The organism is Nocardia sp. BMG111209 (assembly GCF_000381925.1).
Lineage (GTDB): Bacteria > Actinomycetota > Actinomycetes > Mycobacteriales > Mycobacteriaceae > Nocardia.
On the sequence record NZ_KB907307.1, the window covers coordinates 611,807 to 632,202 of the forward strand.

General features: G+C 64.5%; 21 protein-coding genes, 1 pseudogene and 1 other annotated feature. Of the genes and pseudogenes, 17 read left to right on the top strand and 5 right to left on the bottom strand.

Features of this window, described 5'->3' with window-relative positions:
- Window positions 1-16: 16 nt before the first annotated feature.
- Window positions 17-1,468 (bottom strand): aminotransferase class I/II-fold pyridoxal phosphate-dependent enzyme, encoded by a 1,452-nt coding sequence (locus G361_RS0102580; RefSeq protein WP_026342615.1) that lies wholly within the window; start codon window positions 1,466-1,468, stop codon window positions 17-19.
- 224 nt (window positions 1,469-1,692) lie between these two features.
- Complete coding sequence (locus tag G361_RS51700) at window positions 1,693-2,601, bottom strand: PAS domain-containing protein (RefSeq protein WP_369797868.1); 909 nt, start codon at window positions 2,599-2,601, stop codon at window positions 1,693-1,695.
- Between G361_RS51700 and G361_RS49035 the strand changes: the two genes are divergently transcribed.
- Both G361_RS49035 and G361_RS0102590 read left to right on the top strand, forming a co-directional pair.
- Window positions 2,582-2,731 carry a hypothetical protein gene (locus tag G361_RS49035; RefSeq protein WP_155981259.1) on the top strand — a complete coding sequence of 50 codons (150 nt, stop codon included), beginning with the start codon at window positions 2,582-2,584 and terminating at the stop codon, window positions 2,729-2,731. The two genes, G361_RS51700 and G361_RS49035, sit on opposite strands and share 20 nt — an antisense overlap.
- 400 nt (window positions 2,732-3,131) lie before the next feature.
- Window positions 3,132-3,959 (top strand): SigB/SigF/SigG family RNA polymerase sigma factor, encoded by an 828-nt coding sequence (locus G361_RS0102590; protein WP_019925491.1) that lies wholly within the window; start codon window positions 3,132-3,134, stop codon window positions 3,957-3,959.
- Window positions 3,960-4,076: 117 nt separating this feature from the next.
- On the opposite strand, the pseudogene G361_RS49040 reads toward G361_RS0102590, so the two are convergent.
- A pseudogene (locus G361_RS49040) lies at window positions 4,077-4,475 on the bottom strand (transposase); the annotation flags it as partial.
- Between the two features lie 266 nt (window positions 4,476-4,741).
- On the opposite strand from G361_RS49040, the gene G361_RS42010 reads away from it, so the two are divergent.
- The 6 genes from G361_RS42010 to G361_RS48000 all read left to right on the top strand — a co-directional run bounded on the left by G361_RS42010 (window position 4,742) and on the right by G361_RS48000 (window position 9,449).
- A complete protein-coding gene (locus G361_RS42010) occupies window positions 4,742-5,143 on the top strand; it encodes an IS5 family transposase (protein WP_052172612.1) in 402 nt (133 codons plus the stop codon).
- A 183-nt stretch (window positions 5,144-5,326) separates the two neighbouring features.
- Complete coding sequence (istA, locus tag G361_RS0102605; RefSeq protein WP_231386987.1) at window positions 5,327-6,904, top strand: IS21 family transposase; 1,578 nt, start codon at window positions 5,327-5,329, stop codon at window positions 6,902-6,904.
- Entirely contained in the window at window positions 6,904-7,773 is an 870-nt protein-coding gene (gene istB / locus G361_RS0102610; RefSeq protein ID WP_019925495.1) for an IS21-like element helper ATPase IstB, read from the top strand. Before istA ends, istB begins: the two co-directional genes overlap by 1 nt.
- 73 nt (window positions 7,774-7,846) lie before the next feature.
- Entirely contained in the window at window positions 7,847-8,110 is a 264-nt protein-coding gene (locus tag G361_RS42015; protein WP_019925496.1) for a hypothetical protein, read from the top strand.
- A 273-nt stretch (window positions 8,111-8,383) separates the two neighbouring features.
- Window positions 8,384-8,722, top strand: coding sequence for a transposase (locus tag G361_RS0102620; RefSeq protein ID WP_063711794.1), 339 nt, complete (start codon window positions 8,384-8,386; stop codon window positions 8,720-8,722).
- Window positions 8,683-8,811, top strand: a sequence feature (AL1L pseudoknot). (Overlaps the previous gene by 40 nt.)
- Before the next feature lie 152 nt (window positions 8,812-8,963).
- Window positions 8,964-9,449 (top strand): DDE-type integrase/transposase/recombinase, encoded by a 486-nt coding sequence (locus G361_RS48000; RefSeq protein ID WP_081635273.1) that lies wholly within the window; start codon window positions 8,964-8,966, stop codon window positions 9,447-9,449.
- On the opposite strand, the gene G361_RS0102625 is transcribed toward G361_RS48000, so the two are convergent.
- Entirely contained in the window at window positions 9,346-10,722 is a 1,377-nt protein-coding gene (locus G361_RS0102625) for an IS30 family transposase (RefSeq protein ID WP_231386761.1), read from the bottom strand. The genes G361_RS48000 and G361_RS0102625 overlap by 104 nt on opposite strands.
- 79 nt (window positions 10,723-10,801) lie before the next feature.
- Between G361_RS0102625 and G361_RS0102630 the strand changes: the two genes are divergently transcribed.
- The 4 genes from G361_RS0102630 (at window position 10,802) to G361_RS49045 (ending at window position 13,506) form a co-directional block, all read left to right on the top strand.
- The gene (locus tag G361_RS0102630) at window positions 10,802-11,092 is read left to right on the top strand and encodes an integrase core domain-containing protein (RefSeq protein ID WP_196814397.1); all 291 of its coding nucleotides are present in this window, start codon (window positions 10,802-10,804) and stop codon (window positions 11,090-11,092) included.
- A 360-nt stretch (window positions 11,093-11,452) separates the two neighbouring features.
- Entirely contained in the window at window positions 11,453-11,752 is a 300-nt protein-coding gene (locus G361_RS50125) for a transposase (protein ID WP_196814393.1), read from the top strand.
- 11 nt (window positions 11,753-11,763) lie between these two features.
- Window positions 11,764-12,636, top strand: a complete 873-nt coding sequence (locus G361_RS0102645; RefSeq protein WP_026342606.1) for an IS3 family transposase — start codon at window positions 11,764-11,766, stop codon at window positions 12,634-12,636.
- A gap of 360 nt (window positions 12,637-12,996) precedes the next feature.
- A complete protein-coding gene (locus G361_RS49045) occupies window positions 12,997-13,506 on the top strand; it encodes a hypothetical protein (protein ID WP_155981261.1) in 510 nt (169 codons plus the stop codon).
- A 65-nt stretch (window positions 13,507-13,571) separates the two neighbouring features.
- Here G361_RS49045 and G361_RS49050 read toward each other — a convergent pair whose 3' ends face one another.
- Complete coding sequence (locus G361_RS49050) at window positions 13,572-14,429, bottom strand: hypothetical protein (RefSeq protein ID WP_155981262.1); 858 nt, start codon at window positions 14,427-14,429, stop codon at window positions 13,572-13,574.
- A 1,105-nt stretch (window positions 14,430-15,534) separates the two neighbouring features.
- On the opposite strand from G361_RS49050, the gene G361_RS0102670 reads away from it, so the two are divergent.
- The 5 genes from G361_RS0102670 to G361_RS0102690 all read left to right on the top strand — a co-directional run bounded on the left by G361_RS0102670 (window position 15,535) and on the right by G361_RS0102690 (window position 19,977).
- On the top strand, window positions 15,535-15,777 hold the full coding sequence (locus tag G361_RS0102670) for a hypothetical protein (protein ID WP_019925505.1): 243 nt from the start codon (window positions 15,535-15,537) through the stop codon (window positions 15,775-15,777).
- The gene (locus tag G361_RS0102675) at window positions 15,777-16,226 is read left to right on the top strand and encodes a hypothetical protein (RefSeq protein WP_019925506.1); all 450 of its coding nucleotides are present in this window, start codon (window positions 15,777-15,779) and stop codon (window positions 16,224-16,226) included. Before G361_RS0102670 ends, G361_RS0102675 begins: the two co-directional genes overlap by 1 nt.
- An 80-nt stretch (window positions 16,227-16,306) precedes the next feature.
- Window positions 16,307-18,244 carry a ParB N-terminal domain-containing protein gene (locus G361_RS0102680; RefSeq protein WP_019925507.1) on the top strand — a complete coding sequence of 646 codons (1,938 nt, stop codon included), beginning with the start codon at window positions 16,307-16,309 and terminating at the stop codon, window positions 18,242-18,244.
- An 83-nt stretch (window positions 18,245-18,327) separates the two neighbouring features.
- Complete coding sequence (locus G361_RS42025) at window positions 18,328-19,491, top strand: DUF932 domain-containing protein (protein ID WP_196814398.1); 1,164 nt, start codon at window positions 18,328-18,330, stop codon at window positions 19,489-19,491.
- An 18-nt stretch (window positions 19,492-19,509) separates the two neighbouring features.
- Entirely contained in the window at window positions 19,510-19,977 is a 468-nt protein-coding gene (locus G361_RS0102690; RefSeq protein WP_019925509.1) for an LPD29 domain-containing protein, read from the top strand.
- The last annotated feature ends 419 nt before the right edge of the window (window positions 19,978-20,396 follow it).

Below are 20,396 nucleotides of genomic sequence, written 5' to 3' on the forward strand. Positions count from 1 at the left end.
AGGACTGTCATGCGGCTCACGCGACGACCCTGAGGGTTTTCAGTGTCGAGTCGGCGGGGTCCGGGACGTTCATGCCCGCTTCGACGCCGGTGCGCAGGTAGTCGACGACCGCGGCGTCGATGCGTTCACCGGGCACGATCACCGGAATACCCGGAGGATACGGAGTGACCTGTTCGGCGGCGATCCGGCCGGGGGCGTGCTCGATCGGCACACTCTCACACGGACCGAAGAACGCGTCGCGGGGCCGCAGCACCGACTCCAATTGCAGCTCACCCGGGTCGGGCAGGCGAATATGGTGCGGCACCGGATCTTTCAGCTGCTCACACCAGGCCGTGAGGCCATCGATCAGCGCCTCGGTGCTGGACCGGTCGTCGGCCGTCGAGAAGGTGGCGAGAATGCGCCGATGGTCGCTGAGCCCGAGATCGATCCGGCGATGTTCTCGCATCCAATCGGCGATCTCGTAACCGGTCGCGCCGGTGTCGGAAACGTCGAGGAGTACCTGCATCCTGTCCAGATCGTGAGAGGCCTGCATACCGAGCAGTTCCTTCTCCATCACCGTCACGCCGGGCAGCTCGCCCAGCGCCGACCGGGCCCGATCCGCGTGTGCCAGTGCGGCATCGAGCAAGCCGCGGCCGTGTTGCACCATCTGCCGACGCCAGCCGTCGAGGGCCGCGTACAGCAGGACGTTGGGGCTGGTGGTCATCAGCAGATCGGCACAGAGCTTCAGGCGGGCCCGGTCGATCAGATCGCCCTGCACGTGGAAGACCGAGCCCTGTTCGAAACCGGCGCCCATCTTGTGCACGCTGACCACGCACACATCCGCGCCGGCGTCCATCGCCCAGGTCGGCAGATCCGGATGAAACGGCAGATGCGCGCCCCACGCCTCGTCCACGATCAACGGCTTCCCACGCTCATGGCAGATGCCGGCGATGGCCGCGAGATCAGCGCAGGTACCGTACGGGCTCGGACTGACGATCAACGCACCCGACGCCTCCGGATGCCGCTCCCACGCATCCCGGACCTGATCGGGCGAGGGCGGATGGGAGAAATGCCGATCGGCATCCCAGCACGGAGCGATCCAATGCGGCTCGACACCGGAGAACACCAGACCCGCCACGATCGACTTGTGACTGTCACGACCCAGGATCAACCCACCATCGCCGCCGGCCACCGCCAGCATCGCCGCCTTCACCGACAGCGAACTGCCGCACGTGGAGAAGAACGCATGCTCGGCCCCCACCGCCTCGGCTATGAGCGTTTCCGCATCCCGCAGATAACCACCGCGCGCCAGCCGATCATCGAGGCCGGGAGCAGCGAGGACATCCCAGCGCAAGGCATCCCCGAGCACCGCCTGCACCCGGGGATCCGCCCCGCGGCCCTGCCGATGCCCCGGCGGAGTGAAGCCGTACCGGCCGAGCCGATGGTATGCAGCGAGTGTGTCGAGTATCGGTGCGTGTGATTGGTCCATCGCCACGCGACTACCCGGCCGCCCGGCGACCAATCACGAGATCACCGAGCAGCGGCCCCGCGCCGGCCGCCGCGGATGGCCGCCGCCCGGCGAACCGGTCGCCGCCGTCACATCGTCATCACAACAGTTGACGGTGGTCCGCGCACTGACCCACCCTCGATAGTGCGCAGACGTGATCCTGCCCTCCCAGCAGAGGAGACGATGCAGATATGTCCGGCGAACATCTATCCGAGGAACCGCAATCCGCACGCGGCCCGAAAGGCTCGCGCGACACCGGATCCGACCGTCCCGGCGGCGGACCGGCCGACCGCCCCGCCGGCACGATCGACGAAGAAGAACTCACCTCCGCCCGTGACCACAATCCGTCCGAGGACAACCGCGGCACCACCGGCACCCTGCCTCCCGAAGACACGGAACCGGCGACACCGCCCTACGAGGGCCGCACCGGCACCGAGAAACACCGCCACTAGCCAGCCGATGGCGGGGCGCGCCCCTACCGCGGATCCCCCGTTCAGCCGTGCGGGATTCGCTGGTGGACGATCAGCAGAATTAGTCGAAGGCGGCGACGATCGACGGCCGGGCCGGTGACACTCGGTCGCCGAAGTTGCTGTGACGCGTGGTCTCAACTCACCCTGACACGCAGGGATGTAGTAGCCGGCCGGATGTCCCGTGTCGTCGACGAGGCGGTCGGCAACCACCATCACGGTGTGCACGGCACCGCTGGTGTCGAGGAAGCGATGCCGGCTGGAGAACGGCTCGCCCTGCTCGATCGAACGGGTGATCGCTTCGGCGACATGGTGACGGTCGTCGAGATGTTTGTGGGACAGGAGCAGTGCGGTGGTGGGCACGATCTCCCCGGGCTCGTAGCCGTGCATCCGATACTCCTCCGGCGACCACTCCCACCGCCGGCTGGTGAACCAGAACCGGAAACCACCCCACCATCGGCTGCACCGCCGAGACATGGCCCCGCTCGGGCATACCTCCCAGTCAGGACACCCTGCGCTTACGAACGACCGGCACGGTGTGCCGTGGCATCCAGCCAACGGAGAACCCGCCGCCGGCGAACGCCACGCCCCCCGCGTGTGGGTGGCAGGCTGTGTGCTCGTCGTGTCGATGTCACCACTGATCACCATCGTCTCGATCTACGGACGTGACTGCCGGAGTTTCACCAAGACGCTCGCCGCGGCGCTGCGCGAGATCTATCCCCGGCGTTGGCCACCCCCTGCCACGTCCCGCCGGACAGCCCGCAGTGCGACCAGGTGATACCCCGACACCGATCCCGTCCCACCCGCGCCGCAGCAACGCGCACCGAGCCGATTGCCCGACCGGCCGTCCCTGCGCACCGATGGGATCCCGCCACCGGCACGCAGGAGCCGGCCGACCCGCGGATGCATGCGCAAGCGCCGCATACGCACCGCCGCGGCCCATGGTGACCATGGCGGCGTTCGCACCGGCCTGTCAGCCCTGCCGGTGTACCGGACCTCTACGGCGGCACACCTTTTCGAATCGAATCCGGCATCACAGGGTTTGACGGGCACCTCGGCTGGTACTCAAAAATATCGGTCCGATGACCACTACCGACCTTGGTGCAACGGTGCACGACGGTGGTGCAACGGCGCGCCACCTCCTCATTCCGCTTGTTCGTGTTTCGGAGGTACGGCCTGTGACCCGCGTCTACGAGGACCCCACATCCACCGCCAACCGGTCCCGCCGCGGTGCGGACCCATACAACGGGATCGAACCGTCGTTCACCGAGCTCGCCACCCTGGACCCCGGCAGCCGGGAATGGACCCGGCTGCGGGAAGCAATCATCGTCAGGTGCCTGCCGCTGGCCGAGCACATCGCCCGCCGCTACACCGGACGCGGTGAACAGTTCGACGACCTGCTGCAAGTCGCCCGGTGCGGACTGCTGGAAGCCGTCGACCGATTCGATGCGACCCGCGGGACGACATTCGTATCGTTCGCGGTCCCCACGATCATGGGCGAGGTACGGCGGCATTTCCGCGACCACACCTGGGCGGTACGGGTCCCGCGGCGGTTGAAAGAACTCCGCACCCGGGCACAGGCGATCACGCCACGGCTGATCCAGCAACTCGGGCGCATGCCGACCGCCTCCGACATCGCCGACGCCCTCGGAGTCGACCGCGACGAAATCGTACAGGTCATGATCGCCGCCAACGGATACGACAGCGACTCACTGGACCCCGGCACCGACAGCGACGACAACGACGCACCGTCCCCGATGCGGCGCCTGGCGACCGCCGAACCGTGCTACGACCTGATCGAGGACACAATGACCGTGCGGCCGCTACTGGCCGAGCTGCCCGACCGGGACCGCGACATTCTCGTATGGCGCTACTTCGATGGCGCCACCCAGCAGCAGATCGCCCACCGACTCGGCATCTCCCAAATGCAGGTGTCACGGTTGCAGGCACGCATCCTCACGACCCTGCGCACCGGAACCGGTACCGCCGGATCCCAGCCCAGCTGAACCCACCGCCACCGGACCTCCGTCGACCCGTTTCCGTGCGCCACCGAAATCATTGCCGGACAACCGGTCCCAGCCCGACGCCTTGTTCGGCGGGCGTGGCGGGCGAGCCTGCCTGGGAGTGAACCCGATCGAGTACTGCAGCCGGCGGGTAGTGAGGTGGTTCAGGAATTCGTGGGTGCCGCCCCCGGAATCGGTGCGCACCAGCACATTCCGGCCTACTCGGTAGCCGGGGTTCCACGGGAGTTGTTTCAGTGCTCGCGTCAACACCGTCTTGTGGTCTACCGCGGTGTTCGCGCCCGCGTTGCCCGGCCGCAGCCCCGCGGCCGCGGGTTCACCGGTCCCGCCGGGACCGTGGTCGAAGAACGCGAGTAGCGGGTGGAAGCCGAAGCCCCGCTTATATGTTGGAGCGGTGTTCTCCTTCTCGCTGTGGGAGTCGAGCAGGGTGGCGTCCAGGTCGAGGATCAGCGGATGATCGGCGTCGATGCCATGGTCCGCGGCATCGGTCCCGGCTGCCGCTCCCAGCTTCGAAGTGAAACGTGACCCAGACGAAGGGACACGAATCATCAACTGCAACAACGATGAGCCTCCGAACGCGCGATCGGCAGGATCGGATTCGTGTACCCGGCCGGCGACGACATCTGAGGTTCACCCCCGGGTGGTGGACACCGATTTGACAGGATGGTCGGTCCTGTTGGAAGGATGTCCTTGTGCCTCCTCGTAAGAGCTTCTAACAGGTTCGGTCGGTTTGCGCTGAGTCCTGTTGTTGTGCAGCATGTTTCGACGTGGCAGCACCATGGATCGTGAACGATGAGTTGTGGGCGGTTATCGAACCGCTACTGCCGGTGAAACCCGCGGGGACGCCGGGGCCCGCACAGATGGACAGCCGTCTGGTGTTGCAGGGGATCCTGTTCGTGCTGATCACCGGCATCGGGTGGGAAGACCTGCCCCAGGAACTCGGGTTCGGGTCGGGGATGACGTGCTGGCGCAGGTTACGGGACTGGCAGGCCGCCGGGGTGTTCGAGCAGATGCATCAGGTAGTGCTCGCCCGCAGCAACGCGGCCGGGCTGATCGATGTCGATCGGGTGATGGTCGACGGCTCGCACGTGCGGGCGAAAAAAGGGGTGCCGCAACAGGTCCGAGCCCGGTTGGTTCTATCCGTGAATTACGACACCGTTGATCGGTGAATCTCGACACCACTCTCGGCGTGGAAGGTGTTGGTATCCGCGAATTTTGACACCACCGGACGGGTTGCGGTGGCAAGATCCTCCTGCTATCAATCTGCATCGGCCCGTAGGAGTGGATCTGTGCCGCCGAACCAATCCAAGGCGCAGTTGTACGCGGCGATCCGCCGGGACTCGAGAGCGGGCATGTCGGGCCGGGATCTACAGGCCAAGTACAACGTCGGCTACCGCACGGTCAACGCTGCTCTGACGTCTGCGTTCCCGGAGGCGCGCAAGGAGTATCCGGCGCGGGCGTCGAAGCTGGACCCGTTCAAGCCGTTGATCGATGAGATGCTGCGGGCGGATCTGGACGCGCCGCGCAAGCAGCGGCACACGATCACGCGGATCTATGCGCGGCTGATCGACGAGCACGGTATGGAAGATGTGTCGTATCAGCGGGTCCGCGACTATGTCGAGGAGCGTAAGCCGCAGATCAGGGTCGAGGCCGGCCGGGAACCGCCGCAGGTGTTCATCCCGCAGACCCACCGCCCCGGTGAGGAAGCCGAGGTCGATTTCGGTGAGGTGACCGTCGAGCTGCGCGGCGAGCCGATCGTGCTCTACCTGTTCTCGCTGCGGATGTCGTACTCGGGCCGGTCGGTGCAGCGGGTGTTCGCCTCGGGCGGGCAGGAAGCGTTCCTGGAGGGGCACGTGCACGCGTTCACGGTGCTGGGCGGGGTGCCCCACGGGAAGATCCGCTACGACAATTTGAAGGCCGCGGTCGCGAAGGTGCTCGGGTTGAGCAGGGCCAGAACCGAATCGCAGCGCTGGACCACCTTCCGCAGCCATTACGGCATCGACGACCCGTTCTACTGCATCCCGGGCATCGAGGGCGCGCACGAGAAGGGTGGTGTCGAGGGCCAGATCGGGTACTACCGGCGCAACCACTTCGTCCCCGTCCCGAAGGTCGAGTCCCTCGAGGAACTCAACACGCTGGTCGGGCAATGGGATAGCCAGGATCTGCGGCGGCGGATCGGTGCGCGGGCGCGCACGATCGGGGAGCATTTCGCGCTGGAGGCACCGACGCTGAAACGGCTGCCCGAGGAGGAATTCGAGACCGGGTCCTGGCTGTCCACGCGGGTGGACAGGTATTCGATGGTGGCGGCGCGGACCAACAAATACAGTGTCCCGATCCGGTTCATCGGCCGCCCGGTCCGGATCCTGTTACACGCCTCCTGGCTGGTCGTCTACGACGGCCGCACCGAGATCGCCCGCCACGAACGCCTGATCGGCAAGGCGCTGACCCGTGTCGAACTCGATCACTACCTCGAAGCGCTGGTCCGTAAGCCCGGCGCGATGGCCGGCGCCACCGCCCTCGAGCAAGCCCGCCAGAGCGGGAAGTTCACCAAGAGCCACGACGCGTGGTGGGCGGCGGTCCGCAAAGCCCACGGCGAGCGTGACGGCACCCGCGCGATCATCGAAGTGCTTCTGCTGCACCGCAGCATGCCCCACGACCAGGTCGTCGCCGGGCTGGACGCCGCGCTGCGCGCGGGAGCGCTGACCGCGGACGCGGTCGCGCTCGAGGCCCGCAAGGCCGCCGAAGCCTCTCCACGGCTGGCCAGCGTGGTCGACCTCGACGAACCCGGCCCGGATCCGGATCCGGTTCCCTCGCTGACCGCCCGCCGGCTGGCGCAACTGCCACCGGACACCCGGCCCCTGCCGTCGGTCGCCATCTACGACCAGCTGCTCCGCATCACCAAACCGAGAACCGCAGAAGGGAATTCCTGATGATCAGCCCGCTCCCGCGCCGTCACGGCATGACCGATCAGGCCGCCGACGCCGCCGTCGACCAGGCATGCCGGATACTGCGGCTGCCGTCGATCCGCTCCCAGTTCAACGACATCGTCGAAACCGCGACCCGTGACCAGATGACCTACCGGGCATTCCTGGCCGAGTTGCTGCTGGCCGAATGCGACGACCGGGGCCGCCGCCGCTCCGAACGCCGCATCCGCGCAGCCGGGTTCCCGCGCGATAAATCGTTGCGGGCGTTCGACTTCGACGCCAACCCGAACATCGACCCCGCGGTGATCAACACCCTCGCCAACTGCGACTGGGTGCGCAAGGGCACCCCGCTTTGCCTGATCGGCGACTCCGGCACCGGCAAGAGCCATCTGCTGATCGCGCTGGGCACCGAAGCCGCGATGCGCGGCTACCGCGTGAAATACATCCTGGCAACGAAACTGGTGAACGAGCTGGTCGAAGCTGCGGACGAGAAGGTGCTGGCCAAGACGATCGCCCGCTACGGGCGAGTCGATCTGCTCTGCATCGATGAACTGGGATATATGGAGCTCGACAAGCGTGGCGCCGAGCTGTTGTTCCAGGTCTTGACCGAGCGCGAAGAAAAGAATTCTGTCGCGATCGCCTCGAACGAGGCGTTCTCCGGCTGGTCGAACACGTTTCCCGAACCGCGGCTCTGCGCCGCGATCGTCGACCGCCTCACCTTCGGCGGGCAGATCATCGAAACCGGCACCGACAGTTACCGTCTCACCCGCACGGCCCTCGGCAGCGCCGCCGGACCCGCCACTGCGGCAGCGCCCCCGCCGCAGCAACCCGTATTCACCGACGCGCAGCAACAGGCCCTGGAAATAGTGCCCTGACCAGCGGGCTATCCACGAATTACGACACCACCCCGGCACCCGAACCCGCCGGCACCGGAAAGCACGACAACCCGTGACCACACACGACACCCATGCCCACCCCGGCCCCTTCTTTTCCGGTCTCACCGTCGACGACGCGATCGAACTCGCCGAAATGCTGACGTTCATCGACGACTGGCTAACCGGCAGCGATCCGGCTATCGCGCGGTCCTTCCACGCGTTCGTCGGCACGGACGGCTACACACTCACCGACCTGCAGGCCGACCTGAACCGGTTCGCCACCCTGTTCAACGGCCATCAGATCCCGGCCCATGACCCCCACACCGAACCTTTCTGACACGCCCGGCGAACCTGACACGCCGACCGGGGTGACGTCAAAATTCACGGATAAACCCACCCCGGATCGGCCCCAACTGACGCCAGAATTCACGGATAAGTGGTGTCAGAATTCGTACTTACGGCCAGCCCGGTCGACCGCGCCAAGACCGGCTCCAAACACCACATACTGACCTGCGCCAACGGGTTCCCTCTCGTCGTGGCCCTGTCCGCGGCCAACGTCAACGACCACTTGAACCGTCACGGGTTGGGGGCCGCTTCTTCCTAGTGGAAGATGGTTCCCATCATGTCGAAGCGATACCCGCCCGAGGTTCGTGAGAAGGCCGTGCGCCTGGCTCTCGAGCGTCTCGATGAGTACGGATCCCCGTACGCCGCCGCGCAAGCGATCGCGCCGCTGGTCGATGTGCATTACGAAACGCTGCGGATCTGGCTCAAGAAAGCCCTCGCCGACGGTGCCCGGCCGGGCAAGCAGACGAGTCCGGGACTGTCGCCGGCCGAGCGTGACGAGTTGCAGAAACTGCGGAAAGAAAACCGGGATCTGAAGCAGGCCAACGAGATTCTCAAGCTGGCGTCGGCTTTCTTCGCGCGGGAACTCGACCCGCGACACCGGTGATCGTCGGATTCATCGACGAATACCGCCAGGTCTACGGTGTCGAGTCGATCTGCCGCGCCTTGTCCGCGCACGGCGTGCAGATCGCGCCACGGACCTACCGCAAAGCCCGCCACCGGCCACCGTCGGCGCGTGATATCGCAGATGCGTACGTGGAGAACACGTTACGCGATCTCGAGGGCACACCGGAACAGATGTACGGGCGCCGCAAGATGACCCGTACCTTCGCCGCCAGGGCCATGACGTGGCGTTCTGCACCGTCGACCGGATCATGCGCGACATCGGGCTCAACGGTGTCGTGCGAGGCCGCAGGCACCGCACGACCATCCCGGCCCGAGACGGCGTCCGCGCCGGCGACAAGCTCAACCGCGACTTCACCACCGATGCCCCGGACCGGGTCTGGGTGGCGGACTTCACCTACGTCTCGACGTGGACCGGGTGGGCCTATGTGGCGTTCGTGTTCGACGCCTACTCTCGCGCGATCGTCGGCTGGACCGCCGCAGCCACGAAGACCACCGCGTTGGTGTCCAAGGCGCTCAACATGGCCGTGTGGCGCCGCGGCCACTACGGGCATCCCGTTGAGCCCGGCCTGATCCATCACAGCGATGCGGGCAGTCAGGGCGGATTCAACTGGTCGACGCAACACTTTGCTGTTGCAGTGATTGTAGGTGATGCGCCATCGCTTCGGCCGGAGTGCGCCATCCGAGCACTTTCCGTGGGCGCGTGTTGAGTGTGTGAGCGACCGCATCGAGATCCCTTGCGGTCCAACGTGATAGATCAGTGCCCTTCGGGAAATATTGCCGTAGAAGGCCGTTGGTGTTCTCGTTCGTTCCGCGTTGCCAGGGGCTGTGGGGGTCGGCGAAGAAGACCGGGATGCCAGTCTTCGATGTCAGTGCCGCGTGTGCGGACAGTTCTTTCCCTCGATCCCAGGTCAGGGACTTCAGCATCGGGGCGGGAACCTTCTTCAACGCCGCAGCCAGTGCCTTGTTCATCGACAGTGCTCCGTAGCCGCTGAGAGCCGGGCCGTTCTTGACCGGCGCCGTCTCCCTCCATCCGTGTTCGCGTGGCAGGTGGACCAGGACGGTGAATCGGGTGGTCCGGTCGACCAGGGTGCCGATCGCGGAGCGGTCGGTGCCGATGATGAGGTCGCCTTCCCAATGCCCCACGGTCGCACGGTCCTCGGCCTCGGCGGGCCGCTCGCTGATCAGCACGTCCGCGGTGATGTGCGCCCAGGCCACCCGCTTGGATCGGGCTCGTGGCATGCGCAGCGACCTGCCGGTGCGCAGGTTCAGGATCAGTTCACGATCCAGCGCACCACGCCCGTGGATATACAGCGCCTGATAGATCGCTTCGTGGCTGATCCGCATCGACGCGTCGCCGGGAAAATCGATCTTCAGTCGCCGGGAGATCTGCTCAGGACTCCACGCCTGCACCCATTCCCGGTCCGAGCGGTGGGGCTTGTTGCGGCCGGTCCACGCTCCGGTCCGCGGGCCGGCCACGATCCTGCCCTTCGAGTCGGCGATCCGACCGGCGAGCCGCTGCTGGACATAGTCCCGAAGCTGTTGATTCTCAGACAGTTTCGCTACCTTCGGACGCCGGGCGAACAGCTCCGCCTTCCACTGGGCAACCGAGGCGCGGTAGTCGAGCGTGCCGCCGCGGGTGGCGGCGTTGCGCCGTAGTTCCCGGGAGATGGTGGACGGGCTACGGCCCAGCACCTGCGCGATCTGCCGAACACCCTTGCCCTGCACCCGCAGCAACGCGATCTCCTCACGCTCGGCGAACGACAGATAGCGGCCACCCGGCGGGCTCCACGAATACGGCGACATCCCGCCAGCATCACGGAACCATCGAGTGCCCTTGACAGGCGATACCCCCACTGCGACAGCCGCTTCCGTCGGCAGCAGCCCCTCGGCGATCTCGTCCCAGAAACGGCGCTCCACTATCCGCTGGTGGCCAGGATGTCCCGGTGACCGCATCGGCGCACGACCGGTCACCTCTCGCATCCAATCCGATGGCCTTCCCATACACCCTCCGTGACCTCGGGTGTTGCGACCACCGGTTGAACCTGAGCAATATGTGTCCGTGAGCTTCACTGAATCGCTTGCCCTGCAGGGACTCTCGGCATCCATAGGGTCGGTTGGGGACGCCTACGACAATGCCCTGGCCGAATCCATCATCGGCCTGTTCAAAACCGAAGTGGTCAACCGGCACGGCCCCTTCAAAACCCTCGCCGAGGTCGAATTCGCGCTCATGGAATGGGCCGACTGGTACAACAACGCCCGCCTGCACTCCAGACTGGACTACCTCACCCCCACCGAATACGAGACCGCCTACTACGCTCAACAACCACCACGCCGACCGGCGCTGGTCTGACACCGAAGCCGGCCCCTTACCCGTGACGGTTCAACGACAAGATGTCGGTGGCGGTTGCTAGCGTCACTGCTGTGATCAGGCGGTACTACCCGCAAGCGTGCAATCAGCTCGAATCGGCGCGAGCGTGGGACTCCGAGATGACTGGACTGTGGAAGTCGGTCATCGATGGACAGTTTCTCGACCACGAGATTTTGATCGAGACGGACGGTACGGGGCGAATCGTCTTGTACGCAGACTGGCCCGTTGACGGCCGGAAGAAACTCACTGCGTTGTTCCGGCGGTGTGTCGACATGCTTTGGGTGGACCGTTCCCGGTTTGGTGGACACGAGGGTCGAAGCTGCCCGGTAGGACGGGAGTTCGGTGTTGGGATCGACGCGGCGTAGGTTTACTGATGAGTACAGGGCTCAGGCGGTAGGATTCGTCCGGGATGAAGGTCGGCCGGTGGCTGAGGTGGCGCGGAATATCGGTGTCCACGAGATGACGTTGAGGAATTGGTTGAAGAAGGCGAAGGAATCCGGTGGCGGTGATTCCGCTGATCGGGATTTGACCGACTCGGAGCGGGCCGAGTTGGAGCGTTTGCGTGCGGAGAACGCGGAGCTGAAGATGCAGGTCGCGTTCGCAAAAAAAGTTGCGACCTGGTTCGCGAAAGACCAGCGGTAAAGTTCGCTGCGATCGCGGGCTGGGTCGAGTCCGGGGATTTCGGTGTCGAATTCATGTGCCGGGAACTGGGTGTTTCCCGGTCGGGGTATTACGCGTGGCGTGGCCGGGCCGTGTCCGGCCGGGACCGGGAGGATGTCACGCTGACCGGGCTGATCGCGGCGATGTTCGAGAAGCTGCGCGGTAATCCGGGTGTGCGCCGGATCCATGCCGGCCTGGCGGTGGCGGGGTGGCGGGTGTCACGTAAGCGGGTGTGGCGGTTGATGCGGGCCGCGGGCCTGCAAGGACGACATCCGAAGTCGTTCCGGCGGACCACGATTGCGGGTACGCGACCGGTCGGCGCGCCGGATCTGATCGGCCGGGACTTCGCTACCGGGGGCGGTGCGGGCCGGCGCTGGTGTGGCGACATCACGTATGTGAAGACCTGGTCCGGGTGGGCGTACATGGCCACGGTGATCGATGTACACGACCGGTCGGTGATCGGGTGGGCCGTGGCGGATCATATGCGTACAAGCCTGGTTTTGGAGGCCCTGGATATGGCGCTCGGGCGTCGCCGGCCGGAGCCGGGTATCATTTTTCACAGCGACCGGGGAGCGCAATATACCTCACGAGAGTTCGACCGGTATTGCCGCCGGAACGGTATCCGCCGTTCCCTCGGTCGGACTGGATCTTGTTTCGATAATGCCGTATCGGAATCACTGTTCGCGACCTACAAGAAAGAGCTGATCCATACCCGTCCGTGGCCGACGGTCGAGGTTCTCCGGAAGGCGACGTTCGGCTGGATCGAGAACTACTACAACGTTCAGCGCAGGCATTCAGCTCTCAACTATTTGACACCAATGGAATATGCGTTAGGATTCAGGGAAATCAGTCAGATCGCGGCTTGATCCGGTGTCCATTCAACTGGGAACACTCCAGATCAGCTCGAATTTATCGAAGTTCGACGAACTACTCCGCAGACTCGACGTCGATTAGAAGATGCTTTGGCACAAGTTCGACGGTACGGCGAGATATATGCAGAACATAATCTCGGAGCGGAGCCGAGGCTCTCCCTATTCTTTCCTGGTCCGATATCGCCGGAAAGGATAGAGGATATTCGAGCGCATGACGTTCGTATACTGGATATGGACTGGCTGCGCTCACATAATCGGTATGCACACTGGAGCGAATCGGCCGCAGGGATACCGAATCGATCCGACAGATCGGCCGCGCTATCGAATTCTCTCCTGCCACCCGGCGGTGAGTTTATGGACAGACTACGCGAGACTCCGCCCGGTAGAGGAGCGTGGCAAAGGTATCAAAGGCTCTGTGTCAGCATCTTCGACTATCTGTTCTCGCCGCCACTTAATCCAGGAATCTACGAGCTCAGCAATTACACCAAGGTAAACAGAAGAGATATTATAATGCCCAACTATTCCACAGGGGGCTTCTGGCGATACATGCGAGAAAAATACCATGCGGACCATGTGGTAATAGATGCAAAAAATTACACTGACGAGATCACGAAGGATCCTGTCTTGCAGATGGCAAATTACTTGACCGAACAGGGGCCTGGACTTTTTGGAATCATCGCCACTCGAGCCGGAAGAAATGAAGCATCAACTCACATCTTGCGGGAGCAATGGATGATGCATAGGAAACTCATAATAACGTTAACTGATGGCGACCTCATGCAAATGATCGAAACCAAGGAAGGCGGTGAAGCCCCCGAGAGCTTGGTGCAGCAGAAGATCGAAGATTTCAGGCTGAGCATATGACGACGGGCACATCGGCCATGCGAGCGAATTGATATTCCAATGGCACCCGGAAAAAGCATGTTGCCTCAAGTCGCGGGCATCTGCCCGTCGTCCAGTTCGGCGAGCTGTTTGCGTAGGTTGCTGGCGGTTGCTTCGGCATCTTTGAGCTTCTTCTTCAATGATGCGCGCGAGGGCGTTGTGGCCTTGGGCTTCTTGAGGGGTGTGCTCGGCACCAGCCAGCCGTTCGGCTCGCACGACACGACCCGGTGGGCATATCGGCACGTGCCGCAGCGCCGTTCAGGGGCGGGTTCCGGTAGGCCGGCGGCCACCATCCTCCGCACGTGTTCATAAATTACCCGAAGGCTTTCCGTGGATGCCTCGGCAACGAGTTGATCGAAATCCGGTAATCGCGATTGCCGTTCTTCATCAGTGAGTGTGATGACCGGTCCGTCGCTGGGACGCCAATCGACATCTTCCACCGGGACCTCGGTATGATGTCCACATTCAAGGGTCGCGCTCCATAATGCAATTGTTCGGGGTTCAGGGTGACGCGTTTTGGCCCAGAAGTCCGGCTCGCCAGACAGGTAGTGGGGTGGCTCTACGGCGTCAGCGGGGCGGTCCACGGTCCGGGATTCGCCCCATTCGATAGTCTCACGATAACTATCGGTCGTGCCTTTATGTACGTGTTCGATTTCGCCGAGTTGAAGGTCGCCATCGGTCAAGATGCTGCTCGGCCATACCACCTCCAGCGGCGAGTGCATGTCGCCATGAAGCAGTAACTCCTTGACACAACCGCAGTCCAGGCGGACACGCCATCGAACAAGGTCTTCCGCCTTGGACATCCTCAGCTCCCAGATCTCCACAAGATCGGCCGGAACGCGATCCCGCTGCTGTTGCCGATTGGCGTTGAATTCCTTCACCGCCTTCGTTCCCAGTTTCGGCACGCCGGGAATCTTTGGTCCAGTCGCACACCCATGCTGAAGCCGGCCCAACGTGTCGGCTCGAGAGAACACCCCTCTGGGTACGGCAGGTCGGGCAGGCGTGAACCTTTTCCTTCCATTCCCTATCCCGGTACCAACGCGGGCGGACCGAATGGCCACAGATCAGGGCGATCTCCCATTCGTCATATTGTCGCGATTGCTCTGGTTGCGCATTTCCCCACAGGGAGCGGGTCATAGCGGTATGCCACTCTTGGCTCCACGGCGGTGGTGGACAGCACCACGAGCAGTGGGAGACATTCGACCTTTCAATGCTCCATGATGCTTCGCCGCATTGACCGTGCCGCTCGCGGAACGCTGCCCGCCGCTCCTCATCGGTAGCAGCCAGTTCGTCCCCGTTGCCGAGGAGGGGCTGACCGCAACCTCGGCATGGCACGCCCGCTTCGAATTCGGATCGTGAGAGCCGTGTTCCTGCCTTCTCCCAAAGGCGATCCCGGGCAGCGCGACGTGCGGCACGACGTTCGGCGTTTTCTGCCTCTGCGCGGAGCTTGGCCTGAGCGCGCCGCTGCCGTTGTTCTTCGGTGAGTTTGGCCACGCGGCTTATGTCCCTTCGGTTTACGACAAACCGCAGGAATCCGGCGCTTCACCCGGCGAGCACCCTGAATGCTACGCCGAAGATTTGCCTGCCGGACAGGAACGCCGAGACACACCATGGGCGCATTCGGGCAATTTGAGCCGTTACTGCCCGATTTCAAGTATCGGGAATATGTTTGTCGTACGAGTAACAATGAGTAACGCCTCAGCCCGGTCGCGAAGAGCGGAGGGCTCCGATGTCGGCCGCTGATGTAGTGATGCGGGGCGTTTCGCTCATATTTATTTTATCTATTTTTTCCCTTCCGGCACGTGATTTTAGGTCGGGAATCCGCAGGTTCGTCAACCCCGGGACCGGGAAATTTCCGTCCCCTTCGGGCGGGCTCGCTGGCGCTCGTCCGGAATTTTTCCGGTCCCGGGGTTGCGTCCCTCGCGGATCTCCCGTCCTGAAATCTCTTTCGCCGGAAGGGCAAAAAGAACGGGCGGTAGGAGCCCGCAGGCGACGGGAAGGCGTACAGCGATGAGCGGCGTGGCGGATGTGTTGACGCGTAGTGAATACAACAGGAAAAAGAAGTTCCGGCAGGCCGGTACGGCAGCGGAGTTGAACCCGGAGACGGTGGACCGGTTCAAACTGTCGTATCCGGATTGGAAGGGTAAGCACTGGCATGTCAGTCCGGGCCGGTTCGGGTTGTATATGGGGCCGGTGAACCTTACCCGCGACCCCCAGCCCGGCGACACCGACAGCACGGGTGGGGTGGCGTGATGCGTGATCAGGTGATCCCGGATTTGTTCCCGGACGATCGGATTCGGCCGTACGACCGGATCACCGGGGACGACGCAGTGTATTTCAGTGTCGGGGAGATCGCCCGCCGGTTCGGTATCGGGTTACCGGTGTTCATCACCGAGCAAGCCTGGCACGCGGCGATTTCCTGGGAACAACCCGCATTCGCCGACGGGGTGCATGCCGGTCATGTCCCGCTGGTACTCGAATTACGGATCGAAGCGACGATAGCGTTACTGGACGCGGTATTGGAAGCCGCTCACGAACGGGCACTGACCGGTTACCCGCCGAGTGTTATCCGGTTCGGTTTCCACACCGATCCCAGCCCCGACGAGAACACCGAATCGTGCCGGTTGGGTGTCTACCTCACCCGAGACTCGGACGATATGCCAACTCTGGTCATCGACACCGATGCCGAAACCGGCGAGTAAGTACCGGATATCAATCCCGGCAAGCAACGGTAGAACCGCCCGTGCAGGACACCTGTATTTTCTGAAAGGACCATCCGATCATGACCAATGACATTGATCCGGCCGACCGCCAGACCCCCGCCCGTGCTGTCGAGGACACGGGCATTCCAGGCGACGAAACGATGGAGGCGGTATCCGAGTCCGGTACCGAGATCGCCGTTGTCGACGCCGGGCCGCTGGTTGGCGCTGGTGTCGTCTACGACGCGGAGATCGTGGACGACCACCCCGGAGCCCGTTCGTGGGAGGTGCCGGTGGATCTGCTGGATTTCGAGGTTCCCGCCGACGAATCCCGTTACGACCTGGGCAACGATCCGGAGTTCGTGGAGTCTGTGCGTGCGTGGGGTGTGCTGGAGCCGGTCACGGTGTACCCGGTTGCGGGGGGCCGGTATCGGGTGGCGCGGGGCCGTCGCCGTGTGCTGGCCGCGCGGTTGACCGGGCGTACGGTGCCGATCGCGATCCGTGACGCCACCGCGCCGGGTGAGGCGGAGGCGATGATCGCCACGATCGCGGCCGAGATGCACACCAACGACCGGCGCACCGATTACACACATCGGGAGCGGGCGAACCGGTGGGCGCAGATGTCGTTGTACGGGGCCAGTATCGCCCGGATCGCCCGCGACACCGCCACAGGAAAAGACGAAGTGAAAGCCGCTCTGACGGCCGTCGACTCCCGTACCGCGATGGGCGCAGTGGATTCCGGGCAACTGTCGTTCGAGCAGGCAGCGGTGATCGCCGAGTACGAGCAGGCAGGCGATATCGACGCGGTGCAACGGTTGCTGTCGGTGCCCGCCGGGGAGTTCGCCGGTGCGGCCCGCCGCATCGCCGCCGACCGCGCACAGATCACCGAGCAGTTCACGCAGTCGCTGGTGTTCGCCGAACGCGGGCATCCGTTCATGGTCCGTGAGCCCGGTGCCGCCTATACCGAGTTGCTCGAGGACGACTATTACGAACCGGGCCACTTGCGCACCGCCGACGGCGACGAGGTCACCAGAGATGTGATCGACACACATCCGGCGTTGTGGGTGGTCCTGGTGGAGTTACGCCCGGAATCAGTAGCGCTCGACAAGGAGACTGGCGAAGAGGTCGATTTCGACGTGATCGACTGGAATACCCGCTACTACCCGTCGCGCACCCCGGCCGAGGGAAAACGGCACCTCGACACAGTGACCCTGTCGGACGGGTGGGAACCGGAGTTCTGGTTACCGGCCGAACATCTGGACGCGTCCGGTCTGGTGGTCCGCGAAGACGAGGACTACGACACCCCCGTTCCCGGCATCGTGGACGACCAGCACCCAGCCACCGGCGAGGACGACGACAGCGACGGCCCGCAGGTCAGCGACGCCGACCGCGAAGCCGCCGCCGAAGCGGCCCGGGAAGCGGCACGGGTGGCAGCGGAGGCCGCCCGGCAGGCCGAGGAAGCCCAGCGCGAGGCCGAGCGCCGTAAGCGGGCGATGGTGATTGCGTTGAACCGGGAAGGGGAGGCCGCCAAGGCCGGGCGGTGCGAGTTCGTCGCGCAACTGGTGGCGCGCAAGACGTTACCGGCCGGGGCCGCTGCGTTCATCGCCGAAACCTTGTTGTATGAACCGGAATTGGTGAACCGGCATCTGTCGCAGTCGACCGGGCTGGAGTTGCTCGGGCTCGCCGATCGGGAGAAGGCGTTGAAGCACACCGCCGACGCGTCCGGCAATCGCAGCATGGTCGTGGTGTATGGGCTGGTGTTGGGGGCGCACGAGGCCCGCATGGCCAAGGACCATTGGCGCGCGGACACCACCAACAGTTGGTGGGGCGACGGTCCCGGGTACCGCCGGTATCTGCGCCATCTGGCCGAGCAAGGCCACACCCTGGAGCTGGTGGAACAGGTCACCGCCGGACATTGCGAGCTGGCCGACATCGACATCGATGCGTTGATCGAGGACCAGAAAGCCCGCCGCACCCAGGCCCAGGCCGACGCTGGAGAACAGAAAGCCATCGCCGCCTGAGGGCACGTCTCCCGCCGGTCCGCCCCGCAAGGGGTCCAGGGCGGACCGGCCCGCCTGACGGTATACCCGCGTGCCTTGCAGGCATGCGCTGGATCAGTGAAAAGTATTGCACGAGAGGACTGTTAATCATGTCGCAGGAAACCAGCGAGTGGCTCAACACGCAGACGTTGATCGGGATGACCGACCAGCGTGGCACCGCCTGGCACTACCGCGCCGAAGACCAGGGCAGCGAACCGAACCACTACCCCGGGTATGTGCCCGCCGCCGATGTGCGCCGCCGGTTGTTCGGCTGGCGTGCCGAAGCGGTCGCCCCGCACTATCCGGTGCCGTTCGACGCGGTCCCCGAAACCCCGGCCGATCCCGAACAGCCCGGCTATCGGCTGGTGCAGGTGCCGGGGTCACCGTTTCCGATGATGGCCGACTTGACCCGGAAAATCGTGTACCGCTGCGACACCGGCCGCCCTTTGGGCGTGTTCTCCAGCAAATACCCGGTCATGCAATACACGGACATGTTGCTGGACGGACTCGCCGCCTTGATCACCCCGGACGGACTCGCCGTGTCGGATGATTCGCTGGGTATCGGATCGGCCGGTCTGCTCAAAGGCGGGGCAACGGCATGGGTACAGATCGAACGCCCCGACACCGTGAAAACCCGAGAGGGCGTGGACTTCCGGTCCTCCATCCTGGCATCCGCATCCATGGACGGATCGTTGCCGTTGACCTACAGCGCCGTGAATCAGGTTGTCGTGTGCGACAACACGCACGCATGGGCCTTGCGGGAAGCCGAACGATCCGGCCGCATGTGGAAGCTACGCCGCCGGAGTGTGTTGTCGCAGTTACAGTTACGTGACGCCCGCGAAGCGCTGGACATGATCGTGGAGGCCGAACAGTCGTTCGCTGCCGACATCGCGAAACTCTGCGATCTGACCGTGTCACGGCCCCAGTTCGGGCGGTTGCTCGACGATTTCGCGCCGCTACCCGACGCCGACAGCGGTAAAGCCGCCCGCACCCGCGCGCAGGCGAAGCGGGATCAGATCGAGCTGTTGTGGACTTCCGATGAGCGCGTGACACCGTGGGCAGGAACGGGTTTCGGGTGGTTGCAGGCAGTGAACACGTGGCAGCACCATGTCCGGCCGGTGCGCGGTGACCGGGGCGGACGCAACACCGCGTACGCGATCACCGGCAAACGCGCCGACGCCGACGCACTCACCCTCGAGCGCATGTTCGCCGTCCTCACCCCCGCCTGAGGAAAGCACCGGCACGACATGAGTATCACGGTCCCCGACGTGGCGAAACGATGGAAGAACGCCCTCCGGAAGCAATGGCCACAGATCCGATGGTCGGTCCGCACCGCGCCGCGCGGATACTTCGAGGTGGTCACCCGATGGCACGACGGCCCCACCCGCGCTATGGTCACCGAGCTCGGGCAACAGTGGGCCGAATCCAACCCCGACGCCGCCGGGCCATGGATGCACCCCGCCGCACTACGGCGCGACTACAGCCCGGCCGGATACACCACCGTCATCGACGCGATCATTCGCGACATCCCGGACATGCCGATTCCCCGGACCCCTGATGGTGGTCTGGACATCCGCGCGGCCCGCGCGGTCACCAGGGCCGGGCCGGTGCGCGTCGCCGGACGCTGGTATGGCCGCGACCACGTCTACGACCTGGTGGCGATCGTCGAACTGGTTGCCGCACACCACGACTACACCACAATGTCAGAGCTGTAGTCCCGGTCAGCGTGCCGCACCCCCCACCGGGTGCGGCGTGTGTGGCCGGCGACCGATTACATCCGGTCGCCGGCCACACACGGTGGTTCCACGCCCGGAGCGGGCGGGGAATTTTGGTCCGGCTAGACCGGGCCGAAATTGTCTGCGGCGGCTCGGCAGCCGCCGCCGGACACCACCGCGATCGCGGCGTCGAGCCGCTGGCCGTGGAGGATCCGCACCAGGACGACGGCGGCGGTCACGGTGCACAAGTTCGCTGATCGCTCACGCTGCCTGTGGCGGGCCTTGCTCGGCCCGCGCGGATCGGATCGCGCCCTGTGGGCGGATGCTGTTCTTGCGGAGAGTTTTCCCCTTCTGGCTTTCGATTTTGGCCGCAGTCGCCTGCGTGCAACCCCGGGCGCTGCGCGGCCCTGCGGGCTTGC